A 16,251-nucleotide genomic window follows, 5' to 3' on the forward strand; every position below is an offset into this window, starting at 1 on the left:
CAGCGTCCAGACGATCATTGGTACTTATGAACTTACCTGTTTCCCCTGCCCTGTTTACCCCGAGCTGGCACGCCGAGCTGGAATTGGGCTATGCCAGATTCGGCGACAGCACGCGCCCGGTACTGCGCCGCCACATGGGCCCGTTGCGGGTGCAAAAACACCTGTATGCCGAAGGCCCCGAAGTGTGCCAGCACATCATCGTGCACCCGCCCGGAGGTATTGCCGGCGGGGATAGACTGGATATCAGCGCCAGCGTGGGTCGCGATGCCTGGGCGCAAATCACCAGCCCCGGTGCGGCCAAATGGTACCGCGCCGCAGGGCCCGCCTATCAGCAACTCGAATTGAAAGTCAGCGCAGGCGCGACACTGGAGTGGGTGCCCCAGGAGACCATCATTTTCAGCGCCGCGCAGGCAGAGCTCAGCACGTCCATCGACCTGGAAGGCGATGCGCGGCTGTTCTACTGGGACGTCGTGGCACTGGGACGGCCGGCCAGCGGCGAGCGCTTTGACCGGGGGCATTTCCAGGCGCAACTCGACATCCGTCGCGACGGCCAGTTGCTCTGGCACGAACGCCAGCGCATTGTCGGGGATGACGGCTTGCTTGACTCGCCTGTCGGGCTGGACGGGCGACCGGTGTTTGCGACGCTGCTGGTAACGGGTGAGATCGACAATGACCTGCTGGAAAAATGCCGGTCTCTACCCAACGACGTCCGCGGGGATTTAACCCAGTTGCCGGGACTTCTGGTCGCCCGATGCCTGGCCAGCGAAGCCCTGTTGGCCCGCAGCTGGATGATTGATTTATGGCGACTGCTCAGGCCGGCGATGCTCGGCCGCGAAGCGCTGTCACCGAGAATATGGAGCACCTGAACACATAACCTGGAGGTGCCGGCTTGCCGGCGATGGCGGCCGGTCAGGCGCCTGATCGGGTGAATGTGCCGACGCCATCGCTGGCAAGCCAGCTTCCACAAGGTTACCTGTGAACAGATCCGAATTTTTTACTGCCCAAGATGGATTCCAACAATGGACCTGACCCCACGCGAAAAAGACAAGCTGCTGATCTTCACCGCCGGCCTGGTGGCCGAGCGACGTTTGGCACGTGGCGTGAAACTCAATTACCCGGAAGCCATGGCCTACATCTCCGCCGCGCTGCTCGAAGGCGCGCGTGACGGTCAGACCGTGGCGCAGCTCATGCATTTCGGCACCACCCTGCTCAGTCGCGAACAAGTGATGGAAGGCATCCCGGAAATGATCCCGGAAATCCAGGTGGAGGCTACGTTTCCCGACGGCACCAAACTGGTGACCGTTCACCAACCCATCGCCTGAGGACGCGTCATGAACTTCCACATCCGCGATGCCGTCCACGCCGACCTGCCTGCGATCCGCGACATCTACAACGATGCCGTACTGAACACCACGGCCATCTGGAACGAGCAGGCGGTCGACCTGGGAAACCGCCAGGCCTGGTTCAGCGCCCGGCAATCACAGGGTTATCCGATTCTGGTCATCGTCGACGGCGACAACACTGTACTGGGCTACGCTTCATTCGGTGACTGGCGGCCGTTCGACGGCTTCCGCCACACGGTGGAACACTCGGTGTATGTGCGCAGCGACCAGCGTGGCAACGGCCTCGGCCCGCAGCTGATGACCGTGCTGATCGAGCGCGCCAAAGGCTGTGACAAGCACATCATGGTGGCCGCCATCGAAAGTGGTAACGCCGCTTCCATTCGTCTGCATGAGCGCGCCGGTTTTATCACCACCGGCCAGATGCCCCAGGTCGGCACCAAGTTCGGCCGCTGGCTGGACCTGACCTTCATGCAACTGACGCTCAATCCTGGCGCGCAACCGCCGATCGCCAGCAAGGAGTAACGCCCGATGAACGCCGCCCAACTGCGCCGCGTCAATGTTGAAAGCTTCGCGCACTATCGCCAGGGACTGATCGATCTGCTGCTCGATGCAGTGGGTTATGGCGCCAGTGTCGGATTCATGGCGAACCTGGACGCGGTGCAGGCCCGCGCCTATTTCGACGAAGTCCAGGACAACCTGAACAAGGGCAATGTACTGCTCTGGGTGGTGGTCAAGGACGAACAGGTGCAAGCCAGCGTACAGCTGACCCTGTGCCAGAAAGCCAATGGCCTGAACCGTGCCGAAGTGCAAAAACTGCTGGTGCGCGAGCACGCACGACGTCGTGGCCTGGGGCAACAGTTGATGACCGCCCTGGAAACCGCCGCGCTGCAGCACAAGCGCGGCATGTTGTACCTCGATACCGAGGCCGGCTCACCGGCCGAAGACTTCTACAAGGCACTGGGCTACACCCGTGCCGGCCAGATCCCCGACTACGCCTGCGACCCGAGCGGCCAGTACAAGCCGACCGCTCTTTACTACAAGATTCTGCAAGGAGCTCATTGATGATTCCCGGTGAATACCAGATCGAGCCCGGCGACATCGAACTCAACGCAGGCCGCCGCACGATCAGCCTGAAGGTGGCCAACAGCGGCGACCGGCCGATTCAGGTTGGCTCGCACTACCACTTTTTTGAAACCAACGACGCGCTCACCTTCGACCGTGCGGCCAGTCGCGGCATGCGCCTGAACATCCCTGCCGGCACTGCCGTGCGTTTCGAACCGGGGCAGAGTCGGGAGGTCGAGCTGGTCGACCTGGCGGGAAATCGCCGGGTGTTCGGGTTTGCCGGGCGGATCATGGGTGACCTTTGAGCAATGCGGTGCTTGCAGTGGCCCCATCGCGGGCAAGCCTTGCTCCCACAGGTGAGCCTAAAACACAATTGAACCCCAAGGCATGCGCATGAAAATTTCCAAACAAGCCTACGCCGACATGTTCGGCCCCACCGTCGGTGACAAGGTCCGCCTGGCGGACACCGAGCTGTGGATCGAAGTGGAAAAAGACTTCACCACCTACGGCGAAGAAGTGAAGTTCGGCGGCGGCAAAGTCATCCGCGACGGCCAGGGCCAGAGCCAGCTCTTGGCCGCTGAAGTCGCCGACACCGTGATTACCAATGCACTGATCATCGACCATTGGGGCATCGTCAAAGCCGATGTCGGCCTCAAGGATGGACGCATCGCCGGCATCGGCAAAGCGGGCAACCCGGACGTGCAACCCGACGTGACCATCGCCATCGGCGCCAGCACCGAAATCATCGCCGGCGAAGGCATGATCCTCACCGCTGGCGGCATCGACACCCACATCCACTTCATCTGCCCGCAGCAGATCGAAGAGGCGTTGATGAGTGGCGTTACCACCATGATCGGCGGTGGCACAGGCCCGGCCACCGGCACCAACGCCACCACCTGCACCTCCGGGCCGTGGCACCTGGCACGGATGCTTCAGGCGGCGGACGCGTTCCCGATGAACATCGGCCTCACCGGCAAAGGCAACGCCAGCCTGCCGGAGCCGCTGATCGAACAGGTCAAGGCCGGCGCCATCGGCCTCAAGCTGCATGAAGACTGGGGCACCACGCCGGCGAGCATCGACAACTGCCTCAACGTCGCCGACCAGTACGACGTGCAGGTGGCGATCCATACCGACACGCTCAATGAATCGGGCTTCGTCGAAACCACACTCGCCGCGTTCAAGGGGCGCACCATCCACACCTATCACACCGAAGGCGCCGGTGGCGGTCACGCACCCGACATCATCAAGGCCTGCGGCTTTGCCAACGTGTTGCCGAGCTCGACCAACCCGACCCGGCCGTTCACCCGCAATACCATCGACGAACACCTGGACATGCTGATGGTCTGCCACCACCTGGACCCGAGCATCGCCGAAGACGTGGCCTTCGCTGAAAGCCGCATCCGCCGCGAAACCATTGCCGCCGAAGACATCCTCCACGACCTCGGCGCGTTCTCGATGATCAGCTCCGACAGCCAGGCCATGGGGCGCGTCGGGGAAGTGATCACCCGAACCTGGCAGACCGCCGACAAAATGAAAAAGCAACGCGGCGCACTGCCCGGGGATGGTCCCGGCAACGATAACTTCCGCGCGAAGCGCTACATCGCCAAGTACACCATCAACCCGGCGATCACTCACGGCGTCAGCCATGAAGTGGGCTCGATCGAAGTGGGTAAATGGGCCGACCTGGTGCTCTGGCGGCCAGCGTTTTTCGGGGTCAAGCCGACGCTGATCCTCAAAGGCGGTGCGATCGCGGCCAGCCTGATGGGCGACGCCAATGCATCGATACCCACACCGCAACCGGTGCACTACCGCCCGATGTTCGCCAGCTACGGCGGCTCGCTGCACGCCACCAGCCTGACTTTTATCAGCCAGGCAGCGCACGATGCCGGCCTACCCGAGGCGCTTGGCTTGAAGAAGAAAATCGCCGTGGTCAAAGGCTGTCGTGAGGTGCAGAAAACCGACCTGATCCACAATGATTATCTGCCGACCATCGACGTCGATCCGCAGACCTATCAAGTCAAGGCCGACGGTGTGTTGCTGTGGTGTGAACCGGCGGATGTGCTGCCGATGGCGCAGCGCTACTTCCTGTTCTGACCCCACGGTGAGCAGGCAGGAATCCGGCATGCCCGGTTCCTGCCTGCCGCAACGGCTGATCAGGTGGCCGTTTGAACGGTGCAGGGGATCTTCACCCGCTGCAGTTACCGCAGAACATTTCCTGATCGAGGCTCGCGCCGCGTAATGGTAGTTTTTAGTGCCCGCCAAAGGGGCTAAGATGCGCCAGACTTCTCCCTCAGGAATCTGGCCATGCGCCTACCCGAATTCATCAGGCAACACGTAGACCGTATCGTCGATGAATGGGAGCAGTTCGCCAGCACCATCACTCCTGCTGCCGAGTACATGGACAGCGTCGCATTGCGCGACCATGCCCGGGTCATCCTGCTGGCCGCAGCGCGGGACATGACCACCGCACAAAGTGCCAGCGAGCAAATGGCCAAGGCCAAAGGTGAGGGACCCGAGAAAACCCCAAGCCTGGATGAGGCCGGAGCCAGCCACGGTGAGCTGCGGCACACGGTGGGCTTTGATCTGGTGCAGATGACCAGCGAATTCCGTCACCTGCGCGCCTGCGTGATCCGGCTGTGGGTCGACAGCCTGGACTCACCGGACCTTGCCTACTTCCAGGACATGATCCGCTTCAACGAAGCCATCGACGAAGCGCTGGCGGAGTCCACGGCCGCCTATGCCGAACAGGTTAACCGCTCCAGGGACATCTTCCTGGCGATACTTGGCCATGACCTGCGCGCCCCCTTGCAGGCGGTGAGCATGTCCACTGAGTTGTTACTGCGCAAGGCCAAGCTTGAGGGTGATGCCCTGGCCTGTGCCATCAACATCAAGCGTGGCGCCCGGCACATGGCCGTGATGGTCAGCGATCTGCTCGAACTGGTACGCAGCCGCCTGGGCAAGAGCCTGCCGATCGAACCCGCGCCGATGGACCTGGCCGACGCCGCCCACGCGGCCATAGGCGAAGCCTGCGCCGGCAACCCTGAGTGCGACCCGAAACTGGTCATCTCGGGCAACACCCAGGGTAACTGGGATCGCGGACGGCTTGATCAACTGCTGCAGAATCTGCTTGGCAACGCCTTGCAACACGGTTTGAACAAGCGGGATGTCACCATTACCCTGACCGGGGAACCCGACGCCATACGCCTGACGGTGCATAACTTCGGCAAACCGATTTCCGAGGAGGCCATCGGCACCATCTTCGACCCACTGGTACGCAGCGCCGACGAAGAATTGGGCCAGCCGTCCACCAGCCTTGGCCTGGGGCTTTTTATCGTCAAGGAAGTGGTGCAAGCCCACGCCGGTACGATCGAAGTGAGCTCCAGCGAAACCGACGGCACGCTGTTCACGGTAGTGCTGCCGCGCAACATTTGACGGCTCGCCAGAAGTCGCCAGCACGGGATGCCCTCAAGCGTCCCTGAACCAAAGCCGGCTACCTATTCCACCACCAGCCGCCCCAACCGCTGCTTCAACATCCGGTTTTCCGCCCGAAGCTGCTGCACCTCCTCCAGCAACTCCAGCGCCAGGGCCACCCCTTCCCATTCCAGCTCCAGATCTCGCCGCAGCTTGGCGGCGCGTTTGGCCAGGGCCAGTTCGAAGTCGTTGAATCGCCAATCCTTGGGCGCCGAGCCCTGAGGTTCGAGGATGCCGTGCTCGACGATTTCGATCACGTAGACGTCCGACAAGTCGGTCGCTTCGCAGAATTCGGCCAGGTCCAGATGAACGATCAGGGGGTTGCTCATGATGGGCTACTCCGTCTGTTGACTCAGAAGTTCTCTCTTGGGTTGAACGCAGCTTTGTCTGCCAGTTCCTGCCACAGCGCCTTGACCTCGTCGCTGGCGGCTTTGGGCATCACGGCCTTGAGCTGGATGAACAGGTAGCCGCGTTCGCCGGCCTTGTTCAGCAGGCCGTGGCCCTTGGCGCGCATGCGCTGGCCGTTCTGGCTGCCTGCCGGGACCTTGAGGTTGATCTTGCCGGTGAGGGTCGGCACCGCGACCTCGGTGCCCAGCGCCAACTCCCACGGGGCCAGGGGCAACGTGATGATCAGGTTTTCGCCCTCGACGTCGTACTTGGGGTGCGGGGCAAAACGAATGATCAGGTACAGGTCGCCATTGGCGCCGCCACCCACACCCGGTGCGCCCTGGCCCTTGAGCCGGATGCGCTCGCCGTCGGTCACGCCGGCCGGAATCTTCACGTTCAGGCTCTTGCTGGTGTTACTGACGTGCTGGCCGGCAGCGTTGTACTGCGGCACCTGGAAACTGACCTTCTTCGATTCGTTCGAAAGGGTCTCTTCCAGAAAAACCGGTAATTCCATTTCCACGTCTTGCCCTCGACGCCCGGCACTGCGGCCCGGCTGTGCACCACCAAAACCGGGACCACGGTTGCCGAAGATCGAACTGAAGAAGTCCGAAAAATCGCCCGTGTCCTGACCACCTCCAAAGCCGCCACCCCCACGCCCCTGCCAACCTGGCGGGCCCTGGAATGGCTGGCCATGCTGGCCGTACTTGCGCAAGTCATCATATTCGGCGCGCTTGTCGGCGCTTTTCAGCGCTTCATAGGCCTCCGAGGCGTCTTTGAATTTGGCCTCGGCGTCCTTTTCCTTACTGACATCGGGGTGGTATTTGCGCGCCAGCTTGCGATAGGCCGCCTTGATGGCCTTATCGTCCGCTGTCGGCTCCACACCGAGAATCTTGTAATAGTCTTTGAAGTCCATCTAAGGATCACCATCCGTTATCAATTCGTTCTGCCACCCGCAGCATGCGCCGCCAGGCTCGATGCAGACAAGTTTGGGGCAAAGGATAGTCTTTCAAGGCGCTATTCGCTTCGATTTAGCGGATAGTCGGCCTTCGAATCTGTGCCGCAGTGACATACACTGCGCGGCCGTTTTTTAACCGGAACTCGAAAGACATGAAAAACGCATCTCCAGCTCGTGCCTGTGGTATCGACTTTGGCACGTCCAACTCCACCGTCGGCTGGATTCGGCCCGGCATGGAAACGCTGATCGCGCTGGAGGACGACAAGATCACCCTGCCGTCGGTGGTCTTCTTCAATATGGAAGAACGCCGTCCGGTGTACGGCCGCCTGGCCCTGCACGAATACCTGGAAGGCTACGAAGGCCGGCTGATGCGCTCGCTCAAGAGCCTGCTGGGCTCCAAACTGATCAAGCACGACACCAGCGTCCTCGGCACGGCGATGCCGTTCAAGGACCTGCTCGGGCTGTTTATCGGCCAGTTGAAAAAGCGTGCCGAAACCGCCGCGGGCCGGGAATTCGAGGAAGTGGTGCTGGGCCGTCCGGTGTTCTTTGTCGATGACGATGAAATGGCCGACCAGGAAGCTGAGAACACCCTGGTCGACGTGGCCCGGGCCATCGGCTTCAAGGATGTATCGTTCCAGTACGAGCCGATTGCCGCCGCGTTCGACTATGAGTCGACCATCGAGAAAGAAGAACTGGTGCTGATCGTCGACATCGGCGGTGGTACCTCTGACTTCTCGCTGGTGCGCCTGTCGCCCGACCGTCGCCACAACGACAACCGCCACGATGACATTCTCGCCACCGGCGGCGTGCACATCGGCGGGACCGACTTTGACAAGCAGCTGAGCCTGCAAGGGCTGATGCCGCTGTTCGGCTATGGCAGCCGGATGAAGAGCGGCGCCTACATGCCCACCAGCCACCACATGAACCTGGCGACCTGGCACACCATCAACTCGGTGTACTCGCAAAAGTCCACCCTGGCCCTGGGCAGCATGCGCTATGACATCGAGGACACCGGTGGCATTGATCGCCTGTTCAAGTTGATCGACCAGCGCGCCGGGCACTGGCTGGCCATGGAAGTGGAAGAAACCAAGATCCAGCTGACCCATGCCGAGCACCGTCATGTTCCGCTGGACCGCATCGAGCCGGGGTTGAGCGTGGAATTGACCCGGGCGCTGTTCGAGTCAGCCATCGAAGCGCTGCTGGAGCGCGTGCGCAACAGCGTGACCCAGATGCTCAACGATGCCAACGTGCGGGTCGACCAGGTGGATACGGTGTTCTTTACCGGCGGTTCGAGCGGGATCCCGGCGTTGCGCACCAGCGTCTCGGACATGCTGCCCAATGCCCGGCACGTCGAAGGGAATATCTTTGGCAGCATTGGTAGCGGATTGGCGATTGAGGCCAGCAAGCGTTACGGCAGCATGGACTGATCAAAAACCGAGTTGCCTGCATTGCGGGCAAGCCACGCTCCCACAGGTTTGTGCCTGACCTGAAACCTGTGGGAGCGGACTTGTCCGCGATGGCGTCAGATCAGGCAACATCCCTACCGGGTCAAACCATCCCCACCTGCTTCAACTCACTTTTCAGATACGCGTAGTAGATCGGCCCCGCCACTACCCCCGGCAGGCCGAATGCGGCCTCGAACACCAGCATTGCCAAGAGCAACTCCCACGACTTGGCGCTGATCTGCCCACCGACGATGCGGGCGTTGAGAAAGTACTCGAGCTTGTGGATAACGATCAGGTAACCCAGCGCCGCCACTGCCACCCAGATTGACAGCGACAGGCCGACGATGGTGATCAGAGTGTTGGACATCAGGTTGCCAATCACCGGCAACAAGCCCAGCAGGAAGGTCAGGACGATCAGGGTCTTGGTCAACGGCAGCTTGATGCCGAACATCGGCAGCACCACCGCCAGGAAGATTCCGGTGAAGAAGGTGTTGAGCAGGGAAATCTTGATCTGCGCGAAGACGATATTGCGGAATGCCTGCACCAGCAGGTGCAGGCGATCGAACAGCGCGGCGGCCAGCGGCTTGCGTTTGGTCAGGTCCGGAACCCGCTGCAGGGCGATGATCGCGCCCAGCACCATGCCGATCAGCAGCGTCACGAACATGTGCGCCGCATCCTTGCCGACCAGTTGCAGATCGCTCAGGTGCTTGCTCATCCACTCGCCGATTGCCACGCGGAATTCGGCGGCACTGGCCGGCAAATAGGCATCGATGAACGGTGGCAACTGCCCACGGGCCCGATCGACCACGCCCATGAACTTGTCGAGAGAGGCGCCGGGGTTCTCCGCTTCGTGCAACAGGAAGCTGATCGCACCGGCAAATATCAACGCCAGCACACTGACCACCAGCGTGCCCAGCAGCGCCACCGCCAACCAGCGGGCGCGTCGACCTTCGATCAGCCGCTGCAGCTGCGGGGTCAGCATATTGACCAGTTCAAACACCAGTAACCCGGCCAGCAGGCTTGGCAGCAGGCGCAGGGGAATCACCAACAGCAAACCACCAAAGATGATGACCCAACTGATGACCAGCAAGACTTGGCGTTGAGAAAACGTTGGCATACAGCCTCAAAACGAACGGCGTAAAAAGGATTGGCAGTCTGCCAGCGTTCCGAACCCAGCACTAGGAAATGTGGGGGAGACTTTTGTCGGGGCTGTGTGGGGCCTGCGGGCCTCGGCGCTGGCAAGTCGAACGTCGCTGCGCCGGCTCCGACTACGATCTCCAGTGCCTGCAGATCCGGCGAACATGCAGCGCTCCTGCGGGAACAAGACCTGCCCGCGACGAGGCCATCACCTACCAGCGCATTATTTTTTCTTCAGGCACTCGCTCATGAATGCCTTGCGCGCATCGCCTTTGAGCGCCTGGGTAGCCGCCGTGGCGTTGCAGGTTTTCATCTTTTCCTGCTGCGGGGTCAGCGCCTTGCCGTCATCGTTGGCCGCCGGCGCCGCCTTCAGGCAGGTGCTCATGAAGGCCTTGCGCTCATCCCCTTTCAAGCTCTTGGCCGTAGCGTCGGCGTTGCAAGTGGTCATTTTGTTCTGTTGGGCCGTGGCCGCGAAACCCTGGGAGCAGAGCAGCAAGCCGATCATCAACAAGGGGGCACGCAACATCTTCATGGAGTTTTCTCCTGGTCGCCGCAGGGAGGAACGCGGCCTTGTGCTGGAGTGTAGACAACACCTGTTACACCTTCCTGCTTTCACGTCATGGCGGCAATTTAGCGCCTCAGGGCCGCCGGCATGGATATGCGCCGCGCAGGCGGGGATAATCCCCCCTCATTAATGTTCTGGTTGTTCCTGATGCAATACGCTTACCCCCTGCTCGCGATCTTTATCTGGGCGGGCAATACCGTCATCAACAAACTCGCCGTAGGGGCGATATTTCCGGCCGAGATCGGTTTCTACCGCTGGCTGCTGGCCGGTGTCCTGTTCACTCCATTCATGCTTAAACCGGTCATCGCCCACTGGCCGCTGATCCGTCCGAACCTGGGGCGAATTTTCGTGCTCGGGGTGCTGGGCATGGCTGTTTATCAGAGCCTGGCGTACTTCGCCGCCACGCTGACGTCGGCTACCAACATGGGAATCATCCTGTCGTTGATGCCGTTGATGTCGCTGGCCATGGCGATCGCGAGCCTGGGCCAGCGCCTGACTGCGGGGGCGCTGGCCGGCGCCGTGCTGTCGTTTGCCGGCGTGCTGGTCGTGGTGTCCTCCGGCAGTCTCGGGGTGTTGCTGGAGCATGGAGTGAACCTGGGTGATGCAATGATGCTGGTGGCCACCCTGGCTTACGCGATCTACAGCACGCTGCTGAAGAAGTGGCAACTGCGCTTGCCGCCGCTGGTGTTGCTGTATTTGCAGGTGCTGGTGGCGATAGTCGTGCTGTTTCCGCTGTTCATTGCCTCGCCGAAGATCGGCCCGACGCTGCAGAATATCCCGCTCGTGCTGTACGCCTGCTTGCTGGCTTCGATGCTGGCCCCTTTGGCCTGGATGCAGGCCGTAGTAAGCCTGGGGCCGAGCCGGACCACCTTGTTTTTCAATTTGCTGCCGTTGATTACTGCATTGATTGCCGCCGTGGTGCTGCAGGAGCAGTTGGCGCTGTATCACTTGGTGGGTGGGGTTTTAACGTTGGGTGGGGTGATTCTTTCGGAGCGGTGGACGACTGTTTTGGGGCGCAAACTCAGGGTTGCCTGATTGAAAAAGATCGTCCGAAGGCTCGGACCGCGTTCGGACGATCTTTTGATCTTGATCTTACAAGCCCGCCGCTTTCAGCCGCGCCGCATGTTCGACGAACAGGCGGATCGGTTCAGCGCCCTTGCCCACCAGTCCCAGCGACTGATTGACGATGTCAAAGTGATCCAGCGGATAGTCGTCGCCAATCACCGTGCCCAGGTGAGAGCTGTAGCGTCCGACCATGCCGTCGCAATGCCCGGCTTCACGGACGAAGGTCCTGGCGAATAACCGGCAGCTGCGATTGGTCCCGTCAATCAGATTGCGCCCACGATCGGTCTTGCCCGGTTGCAGGGTGCCCGACCACGAGTAGTACCGCACGCCATTCACCCGCTCCGGGCCCTGGCCACCCCAAGTCAGCGGCAAGCCCTGGGGATACCGTTGATTGAACAGCGCCACCCCCTCCGTGGTCAGCGACTGGTGAGAAGCCGGGATATCGACCGGCAACTTCGGCCCGCGATAGCCCGTTTCAAGCAGGCTCATCACGGCACCAATCAACCGCAGCAACACGCTGAGCACTCGCCCCTTGGCGCTCTGCGCCGGATAGTGCCTTTCCAGGTAGTCCGCCAGTTCAGAGCCATGATTGGGCCCCGCGACCGAAGTCACCGACGCCACCCGGTCGGGACGCATGGCAGCGGCATAGCGCGCGGTCAGCGAGCCCTGGCTGTGGCCGATCAGGTTGACCTTCTCTGCCCCTGTTTCCCGCAGAATCTCGTCAATTCGGGCCAGCAACTGTTCACCACGAACTTCGCTGGAATTGAGGGGAGAGACCTGCACCGCGAACACGGTTGCACCACCACGGCGCAACGCCGAGATGATCCCGTACCAGTAGGGATAAAGCAGCAACCGCACAAACCCGAGCATTCCCGGGACCAGCACCAATGGATAGCGCGGGGCTGAACCTTGCGACATGGGCGGACTTCCTTGTGAGGGACAGGTAGGGCAAGCGCAATGCAAGACCTCAGCCAAGCATCACTGCAACAGATGACAACTCGACGACCGAGACCTTTTTGCAGCAGGACGCACGCGGCATCCACCGGTGCGCACCTTCCTTTTCGTGGCGACAGGACGATGCGCGTCTGTCGGGCCTGCTGTCGCAGCAGAGCGCATCGGACGGACAGCCGACAATCCCATAAAACTTTTCATTGCGCTCATCACTCACACCTTAAGTAGCGATCACGTCCCCCAGAGCCGTGACGCCAACCGGATTAGCCTCCAGGAGAACGAGATGAGCGACATGCATTTATCTGATGTAACCACCCTGCGCGCCCGCGCCCGGCAGAACGTCGAAAACGGTGCGGTGACCGAAAGCTACAGCGCCGACCTCGACGAAGTGCTGCGCCTGCTCAACGAGTCGCTGGCCACTGAACTGGTCTGCGTGTTGCGTTACAAGCGCCACTACTTCATGGCCAATGGCTTGAAAGCCCACGTTGCGGCCGAGGAGTTTCTCGAACACGCCAAACAGGAAGGCCAGCACGCCGACAGGCTTGCCGAGCGCATTGTGCAATTGGGGGGTGAACCGGAATTCAACCCTGACACGCTGTCCCGCAATTCTCATGCGCAATACGTCGCTGGCAACTCACTGAAAGAGATGGTCTATGAAGACCTGGTGGCCGAGCGAATTGCGATAGATAGCTACAGGGAAATCATTCAATACATTGGAGAGAAAGACCCGACTACCCGGCGTATTTTCGAAGACATCCTGGCTCAGGAAGAAGAGCACGCGGATGACATGGCCGATATTTTGAAGGACCTCTAACCCCACGAGCCTTATCGCCCCCAAGCGACGATAAGGCTCAGCCTTCCTCAACACCAGCCTAGTTCTTTACAGTTTTCGGCGCCTTGCCCGCCTTCATCTGCTCAAGCAGTGGCGCGCACTGATTCGGCTCACCCCCGCTAGGTGCAATCAGTGCCAGCAAGCCGGCGGCCGGGGCGGCTATCACACCCAGGGCCACCATGCCGGCACCACGCAATAACAGTGGTACCGCCTTCACACCCGCATCCGGCTTGATGAACTTGCCCCGCACGTACAGGGGAGATCGCAGGGAGATCAAGCGCCAGCCCTTGGATTCCGGGGTAATCGCCAGGTCCAGTTGCTCGGTCGCCATGTTTGCCGTGCCATCGATATAGATGATCGCGTTCTCGGTATCAAATACAAACAGGCGCGTCGTCGCCAGGCCCGTCTTGATATCGAAGTCGGCAGCCGCGCAGTTGATCTTCACTTCTTTATCGCCAAAGATCTTGCCGACTATATAGTTACCCACATTCAACCCGGCCAGCTCCATCAGCTCACGACTGATCGCACCGTCGTTGATCAGCATCTTCAGATTGCCGTTGGAGGTCGCAAGGAGTTTGGCGACCGAATTGCCTCGCCCGGTGATGTCGGCATCGCCATTAAGCTCGCCGAAACTGGTTTTCATCGGTTCGAAGGTCGGGAACAGCTCCTTGAGCTTGAAGCCCCGCGCGGTCAGCTTGGCCTGGCCTTCCAGGGGCTCGGTACGGCCGTTCAGGCGAATTTGCGCATCCAGCTTGCCGCCCGCCACGCCGAAACGCAGGGGCTCCAGGCTGAGCACTCCGTCGGTAAGCACCAGGTGGGTATAGAGGTCGTTAAAAGGCAGCTTTTCGCTGTGGACGATGCGCTTGCCGGTGAATTCGACATCCGCGTCCATGTCGCGCCAGCGTTCAGTCTTGAATTCCTCGACCGGCAGCACCTTGTCGGTCGGCTGCTTGCTGTCGCCACCACGTGCTTTCTGTTTGGCGTTGGAATCCGCACCGATCAGCGGCGCGAGGTCGGCAAACAGCAATTGGTTGGAAACCAGTGCGCCGCTGAGTTTAGGCCTTGGCTGTCCGGCCAGATAGGCCAGGCTGCCGTGAATATCGCTTTCGCCGATCTTGCCGTTGAATGCTTCGTAGCGGAACAGCGCACCGCCAGGTTCATGCAGCTTGGCGATCAAATGGCCGTCCGTAGCATAAGGCGGGGTGTCCGGAAGTGTGACGCCCGTCAGTGGATACAGGTTGCCAAGGCTCGCGCCCGCCAGCTTCAGGCGTAGATCCAGTGCGCCAAGGTTCAGCGGATCGGTCAGAGTGCCGGCAAGTTCCACCCGGGTATCGGCAATACTGATCTTGGCCTGCAGTGGAAACGGTCTGTTCGAGTCCTGCAGCGCCAGCAAGCCACCGATCTTGCCTTCGCCGTTGAGCTTCTGCTGGTGATATTGACCTTTGACCTTGATACCGAATGCGTAATCCTGCGGCGCCGCGCCCTTGTCCTGCGCGGTCTTTGCCGCCTTTTCGCCGACGATATCGCTGAACGGGATTGGCTTGCCGAGCGGGTCGATCAGCACATCAAGTTGGGTTTTAAGGCTCTGGTCATCGAGGGTAACGTGACCCTTGTCGAAACCAATGGCGCCAATGTCCACCACCCAACTGGATGGTTCGGCATCCGGATCCTTGGGATCGAACTGGAACGTCCAGTTCGCACGACCGTCGGCCAGGCGCTGCAGATCGGCATTGGGCCCGGTCAGGTCAATTCTCGGGATGACCACACGCTGCGCCAGCAGAGCCAGGGGCGAAATGCGCAACTCCACGCGCTTGAGCGTGACCATCTGTGGCTGCTTTGACCACTCGGGGTTGCCCAGGCTCAGGTCCTCGGCCACCACATGCGGCCACGGCACCCACGCCCGCCAGCCGCCTTCCGCGGGCTCGCGCTGCCAGACCACAGCCAGGTTGCCGTTTATGGCAAACGGACGGTGCAACTCCTCGGACACCTTGGCATTGAGCGGGGGTTTAATCCGGTTCCAATCGAAGAACACGATGATCAGAACCAGCACCGCCAGCAGGACTGACAAGCTGGCGAGGGTCCAGGCAATTACTTTTCGAGTGCGCGTCATTGCACAGGGCTCCTTGATACGACTGAGCGCCCTGACCGCGACGCACGTTTTGAAAGGCAGGCCAGAACCGGCCTGTCATGAGATCTACGACTGAAAAATGGCCCGCAGGTTTAACCGAAATCCCGATTAATCCTCAAATAATCGGCCCGGGACAGACTGCCCCCTCGATAAGGCGTTACCGACACCGCACTTTTACGTGGCACACGTGAGTCGAAAATACCCACCTCGGTGCGAAAACACTCGCCGGAAACGCCCGGTCTAGAGCCATTTCGCAGAACAATCAATTCCGTTGATTATTACCATTGCGTTTATGAACTTTTATATCGACTTATCGAGAGTAGCATTGACCTCGTACCCACTTTATCGCCCCCCCAAGGAGCAACCCATCATGAAACGCCAATTACTGCTTAGCCTTACCCTTTCCATGCTGGCCAGCACCGCTTTCGCTCTGCCAGCTGCTGACCAGGCTACCCCACAAGTCAAAGACAGCCGCTCGGTATTCAGCCAAACCATCGCTGCCGACGGTTCGGATCGCACTCCACAAGGCCAGACCCTGGCTGAAGGCGGTAACGATCGTTTGAAAGAAAAAGGCCTGATCACCCAGGACGGCTCGGACCGTACTCCACAAGGCCAAACCCTGGCTGCTGACGGTTCCGATCGCACCCCACAAGGCCAGACCCTGGCTGCCGACGGTTCCGATCGCACTCCACAAGGTCAAACCCTGGCTGCTGACGGTTCCGATCGCACTCCACAAGGTCAGACCCTGGCTGCCGACGGTTCCGATCGTACCCCACAAGGCCAGACGCTTGCCGAAGGTGGTGGTGACCGTGTCATCGAACGCAACAGCGCCTTGAGCTGAGCCCATGGCGGCCCTGAAAAAAAGCCCAGTCTGTCGATTGGGCTTTTGACTGTCTGAAAGCAGCAAATC

At 60.7% G+C, this 16,251-nt stretch carries 17 protein-coding genes; 11 read left to right on the forward strand and 6 right to left on the reverse strand.

Annotation, left to right across the window (positions count from 1 at the left end):
• The first annotated feature begins 26 nt into the window (after nucleotides 1-26).
• The 7 genes from EQV97_RS26860 to EQV97_RS26890 all read left to right on the forward strand — a co-directional run bounded on the left by EQV97_RS26860 (nucleotide 27) and on the right by EQV97_RS26890 (nucleotide 5,837).
• Complete coding sequence (locus EQV97_RS26860; RefSeq protein ID WP_240890407.1) at nucleotides 27-866, forward strand: urease accessory protein UreD; 840 nt, start codon at nucleotides 27-29, stop codon at nucleotides 864-866.
• A 153-nt stretch (nucleotides 867-1,019) separates the two neighbouring features.
• Nucleotides 1,020-1,322: an urease subunit gamma gene (locus EQV97_RS26865; RefSeq protein WP_045060358.1), complete on the forward strand. Its 303-nt coding sequence runs from the start codon at nucleotides 1,020-1,022 to the stop codon at nucleotides 1,320-1,322.
• A 9-nt stretch (nucleotides 1,323-1,331) separates the two neighbouring features.
• Nucleotides 1,332-1,865 carry a GNAT family N-acetyltransferase gene (locus EQV97_RS26870; protein WP_122841598.1) on the forward strand — a complete coding sequence of 178 codons (534 nt, stop codon included), beginning with the start codon at nucleotides 1,332-1,334 and terminating at the stop codon, nucleotides 1,863-1,865.
• Between the two features lie 6 nt (nucleotides 1,866-1,871).
• Nucleotides 1,872-2,405: a GNAT family N-acetyltransferase gene (locus tag EQV97_RS26875; protein WP_045060360.1), complete on the forward strand. Its 534-nt coding sequence runs from the start codon at nucleotides 1,872-1,874 to the stop codon at nucleotides 2,403-2,405.
• A complete protein-coding gene (locus tag EQV97_RS26880) occupies nucleotides 2,405-2,710 on the forward strand; it encodes an urease subunit beta (protein WP_122841597.1) in 306 nt (101 codons plus the stop codon). The genes EQV97_RS26875 and EQV97_RS26880 overlap by 1 nt, the downstream gene beginning before the upstream one ends.
• Before the next feature lie 88 nt (nucleotides 2,711-2,798).
• Nucleotides 2,799-4,499 carry an urease subunit alpha gene (gene ureC / locus EQV97_RS26885; protein ID WP_122841681.1) on the forward strand — a complete coding sequence of 567 codons (1,701 nt, stop codon included), beginning with the start codon at nucleotides 2,799-2,801 and terminating at the stop codon, nucleotides 4,497-4,499.
• 210 nt (nucleotides 4,500-4,709) lie between these two features.
• A complete protein-coding gene (locus tag EQV97_RS26890; RefSeq protein ID WP_122841596.1) occupies nucleotides 4,710-5,837 on the forward strand; it encodes a HAMP domain-containing sensor histidine kinase in 1,128 nt (375 codons plus the stop codon).
• A gap of 62 nt (nucleotides 5,838-5,899) precedes the next feature.
• Here EQV97_RS26890 and EQV97_RS26895 read toward each other — a convergent pair whose 3' ends face one another.
• Together EQV97_RS26895 and EQV97_RS26900 are read right to left on the reverse strand one after the other, a co-directional pair.
• Nucleotides 5,900-6,205: a chaperone modulator CbpM gene (locus EQV97_RS26895; protein ID WP_122841595.1), complete on the reverse strand. Its 306-nt coding sequence runs from the start codon at nucleotides 6,203-6,205 to the stop codon at nucleotides 5,900-5,902.
• Between the two features lie 23 nt (nucleotides 6,206-6,228).
• The gene (locus tag EQV97_RS26900; RefSeq protein ID WP_225569367.1) at nucleotides 6,229-7,176 is read right to left on the reverse strand and encodes a DnaJ C-terminal domain-containing protein; all 948 of its coding nucleotides are present in this window, start codon (nucleotides 7,174-7,176) and stop codon (nucleotides 6,229-6,231) included.
• 194 nt (nucleotides 7,177-7,370) lie between these two features.
• Here EQV97_RS26900 and EQV97_RS26905 point away from each other — a divergent pair, with 194 nt between their 5' ends.
• Nucleotides 7,371-8,645, forward strand: coding sequence for an Hsp70 family protein (locus EQV97_RS26905; protein ID WP_045060365.1), 1,275 nt, complete (start codon nucleotides 7,371-7,373; stop codon nucleotides 8,643-8,645).
• A gap of 121 nt (nucleotides 8,646-8,766) precedes the next feature.
• Here EQV97_RS26905 and EQV97_RS26910 read toward each other — a convergent pair whose 3' ends face one another.
• Both EQV97_RS26910 and EQV97_RS26915 read right to left on the reverse strand, forming a co-directional pair.
• Nucleotides 8,767-9,780, reverse strand: coding sequence for a hypothetical protein (locus EQV97_RS26910; protein WP_225569366.1), 1,014 nt, complete (start codon nucleotides 9,778-9,780; stop codon nucleotides 8,767-8,769).
• A 243-nt stretch (nucleotides 9,781-10,023) separates the two neighbouring features.
• On the reverse strand, nucleotides 10,024-10,332 hold the full coding sequence (locus EQV97_RS26915; protein ID WP_122841592.1) for a PsiF family protein: 309 nt from the start codon (nucleotides 10,330-10,332) through the stop codon (nucleotides 10,024-10,026).
• A 180-nt stretch (nucleotides 10,333-10,512) separates the two neighbouring features.
• On the opposite strand from EQV97_RS26915, the gene EQV97_RS26920 reads away from it, so the two are divergent.
• The gene (locus EQV97_RS26920; RefSeq protein ID WP_240890408.1) at nucleotides 10,513-11,400 is read left to right on the forward strand and encodes a DMT family transporter; all 888 of its coding nucleotides are present in this window, start codon (nucleotides 10,513-10,515) and stop codon (nucleotides 11,398-11,400) included.
• 57 nt (nucleotides 11,401-11,457) lie between these two features.
• Here the strand turns inward: EQV97_RS26920 and EQV97_RS26925 are convergent, their stop codons facing one another.
• Nucleotides 11,458-12,348 carry a triacylglycerol lipase gene (locus EQV97_RS26925; RefSeq protein WP_240890409.1) on the reverse strand — a complete coding sequence of 297 codons (891 nt, stop codon included), beginning with the start codon at nucleotides 12,346-12,348 and terminating at the stop codon, nucleotides 11,458-11,460.
• A 316-nt stretch (nucleotides 12,349-12,664) separates the two neighbouring features.
• On the opposite strand from EQV97_RS26925, the gene EQV97_RS26930 reads away from it, so the two are divergent.
• Entirely contained in the window at nucleotides 12,665-13,195 is a 531-nt protein-coding gene (locus EQV97_RS26930; RefSeq protein ID WP_122841590.1) for a ferritin-like domain-containing protein, read from the forward strand.
• 58 nt (nucleotides 13,196-13,253) lie between these two features.
• Here the strand turns inward: EQV97_RS26930 and EQV97_RS26935 are convergent, their stop codons facing one another.
• Nucleotides 13,254-15,323: an AsmA family protein gene (locus EQV97_RS26935; protein ID WP_240890410.1), complete on the reverse strand. Its 2,070-nt coding sequence runs from the start codon at nucleotides 15,321-15,323 to the stop codon at nucleotides 13,254-13,256.
• A gap of 388 nt (nucleotides 15,324-15,711) precedes the next feature.
• Between EQV97_RS26935 and EQV97_RS26940 the strand changes: the two genes are divergently transcribed.
• On the forward strand, nucleotides 15,712-16,182 hold the full coding sequence (locus EQV97_RS26940; RefSeq protein WP_122841588.1) for a hypothetical protein: 471 nt from the start codon (nucleotides 15,712-15,714) through the stop codon (nucleotides 16,180-16,182).
• Nucleotides 16,183-16,251: the final 69 nt, after the last annotated feature.

It is taken from the genome of Pseudomonas sp. TMW22090 (assembly GCF_022496665.1).
GTDB classification, from domain to species: Bacteria; Pseudomonadota; Gammaproteobacteria; order Pseudomonadales; family Pseudomonadaceae; genus Aquipseudomonas; species Aquipseudomonas gregormendelii.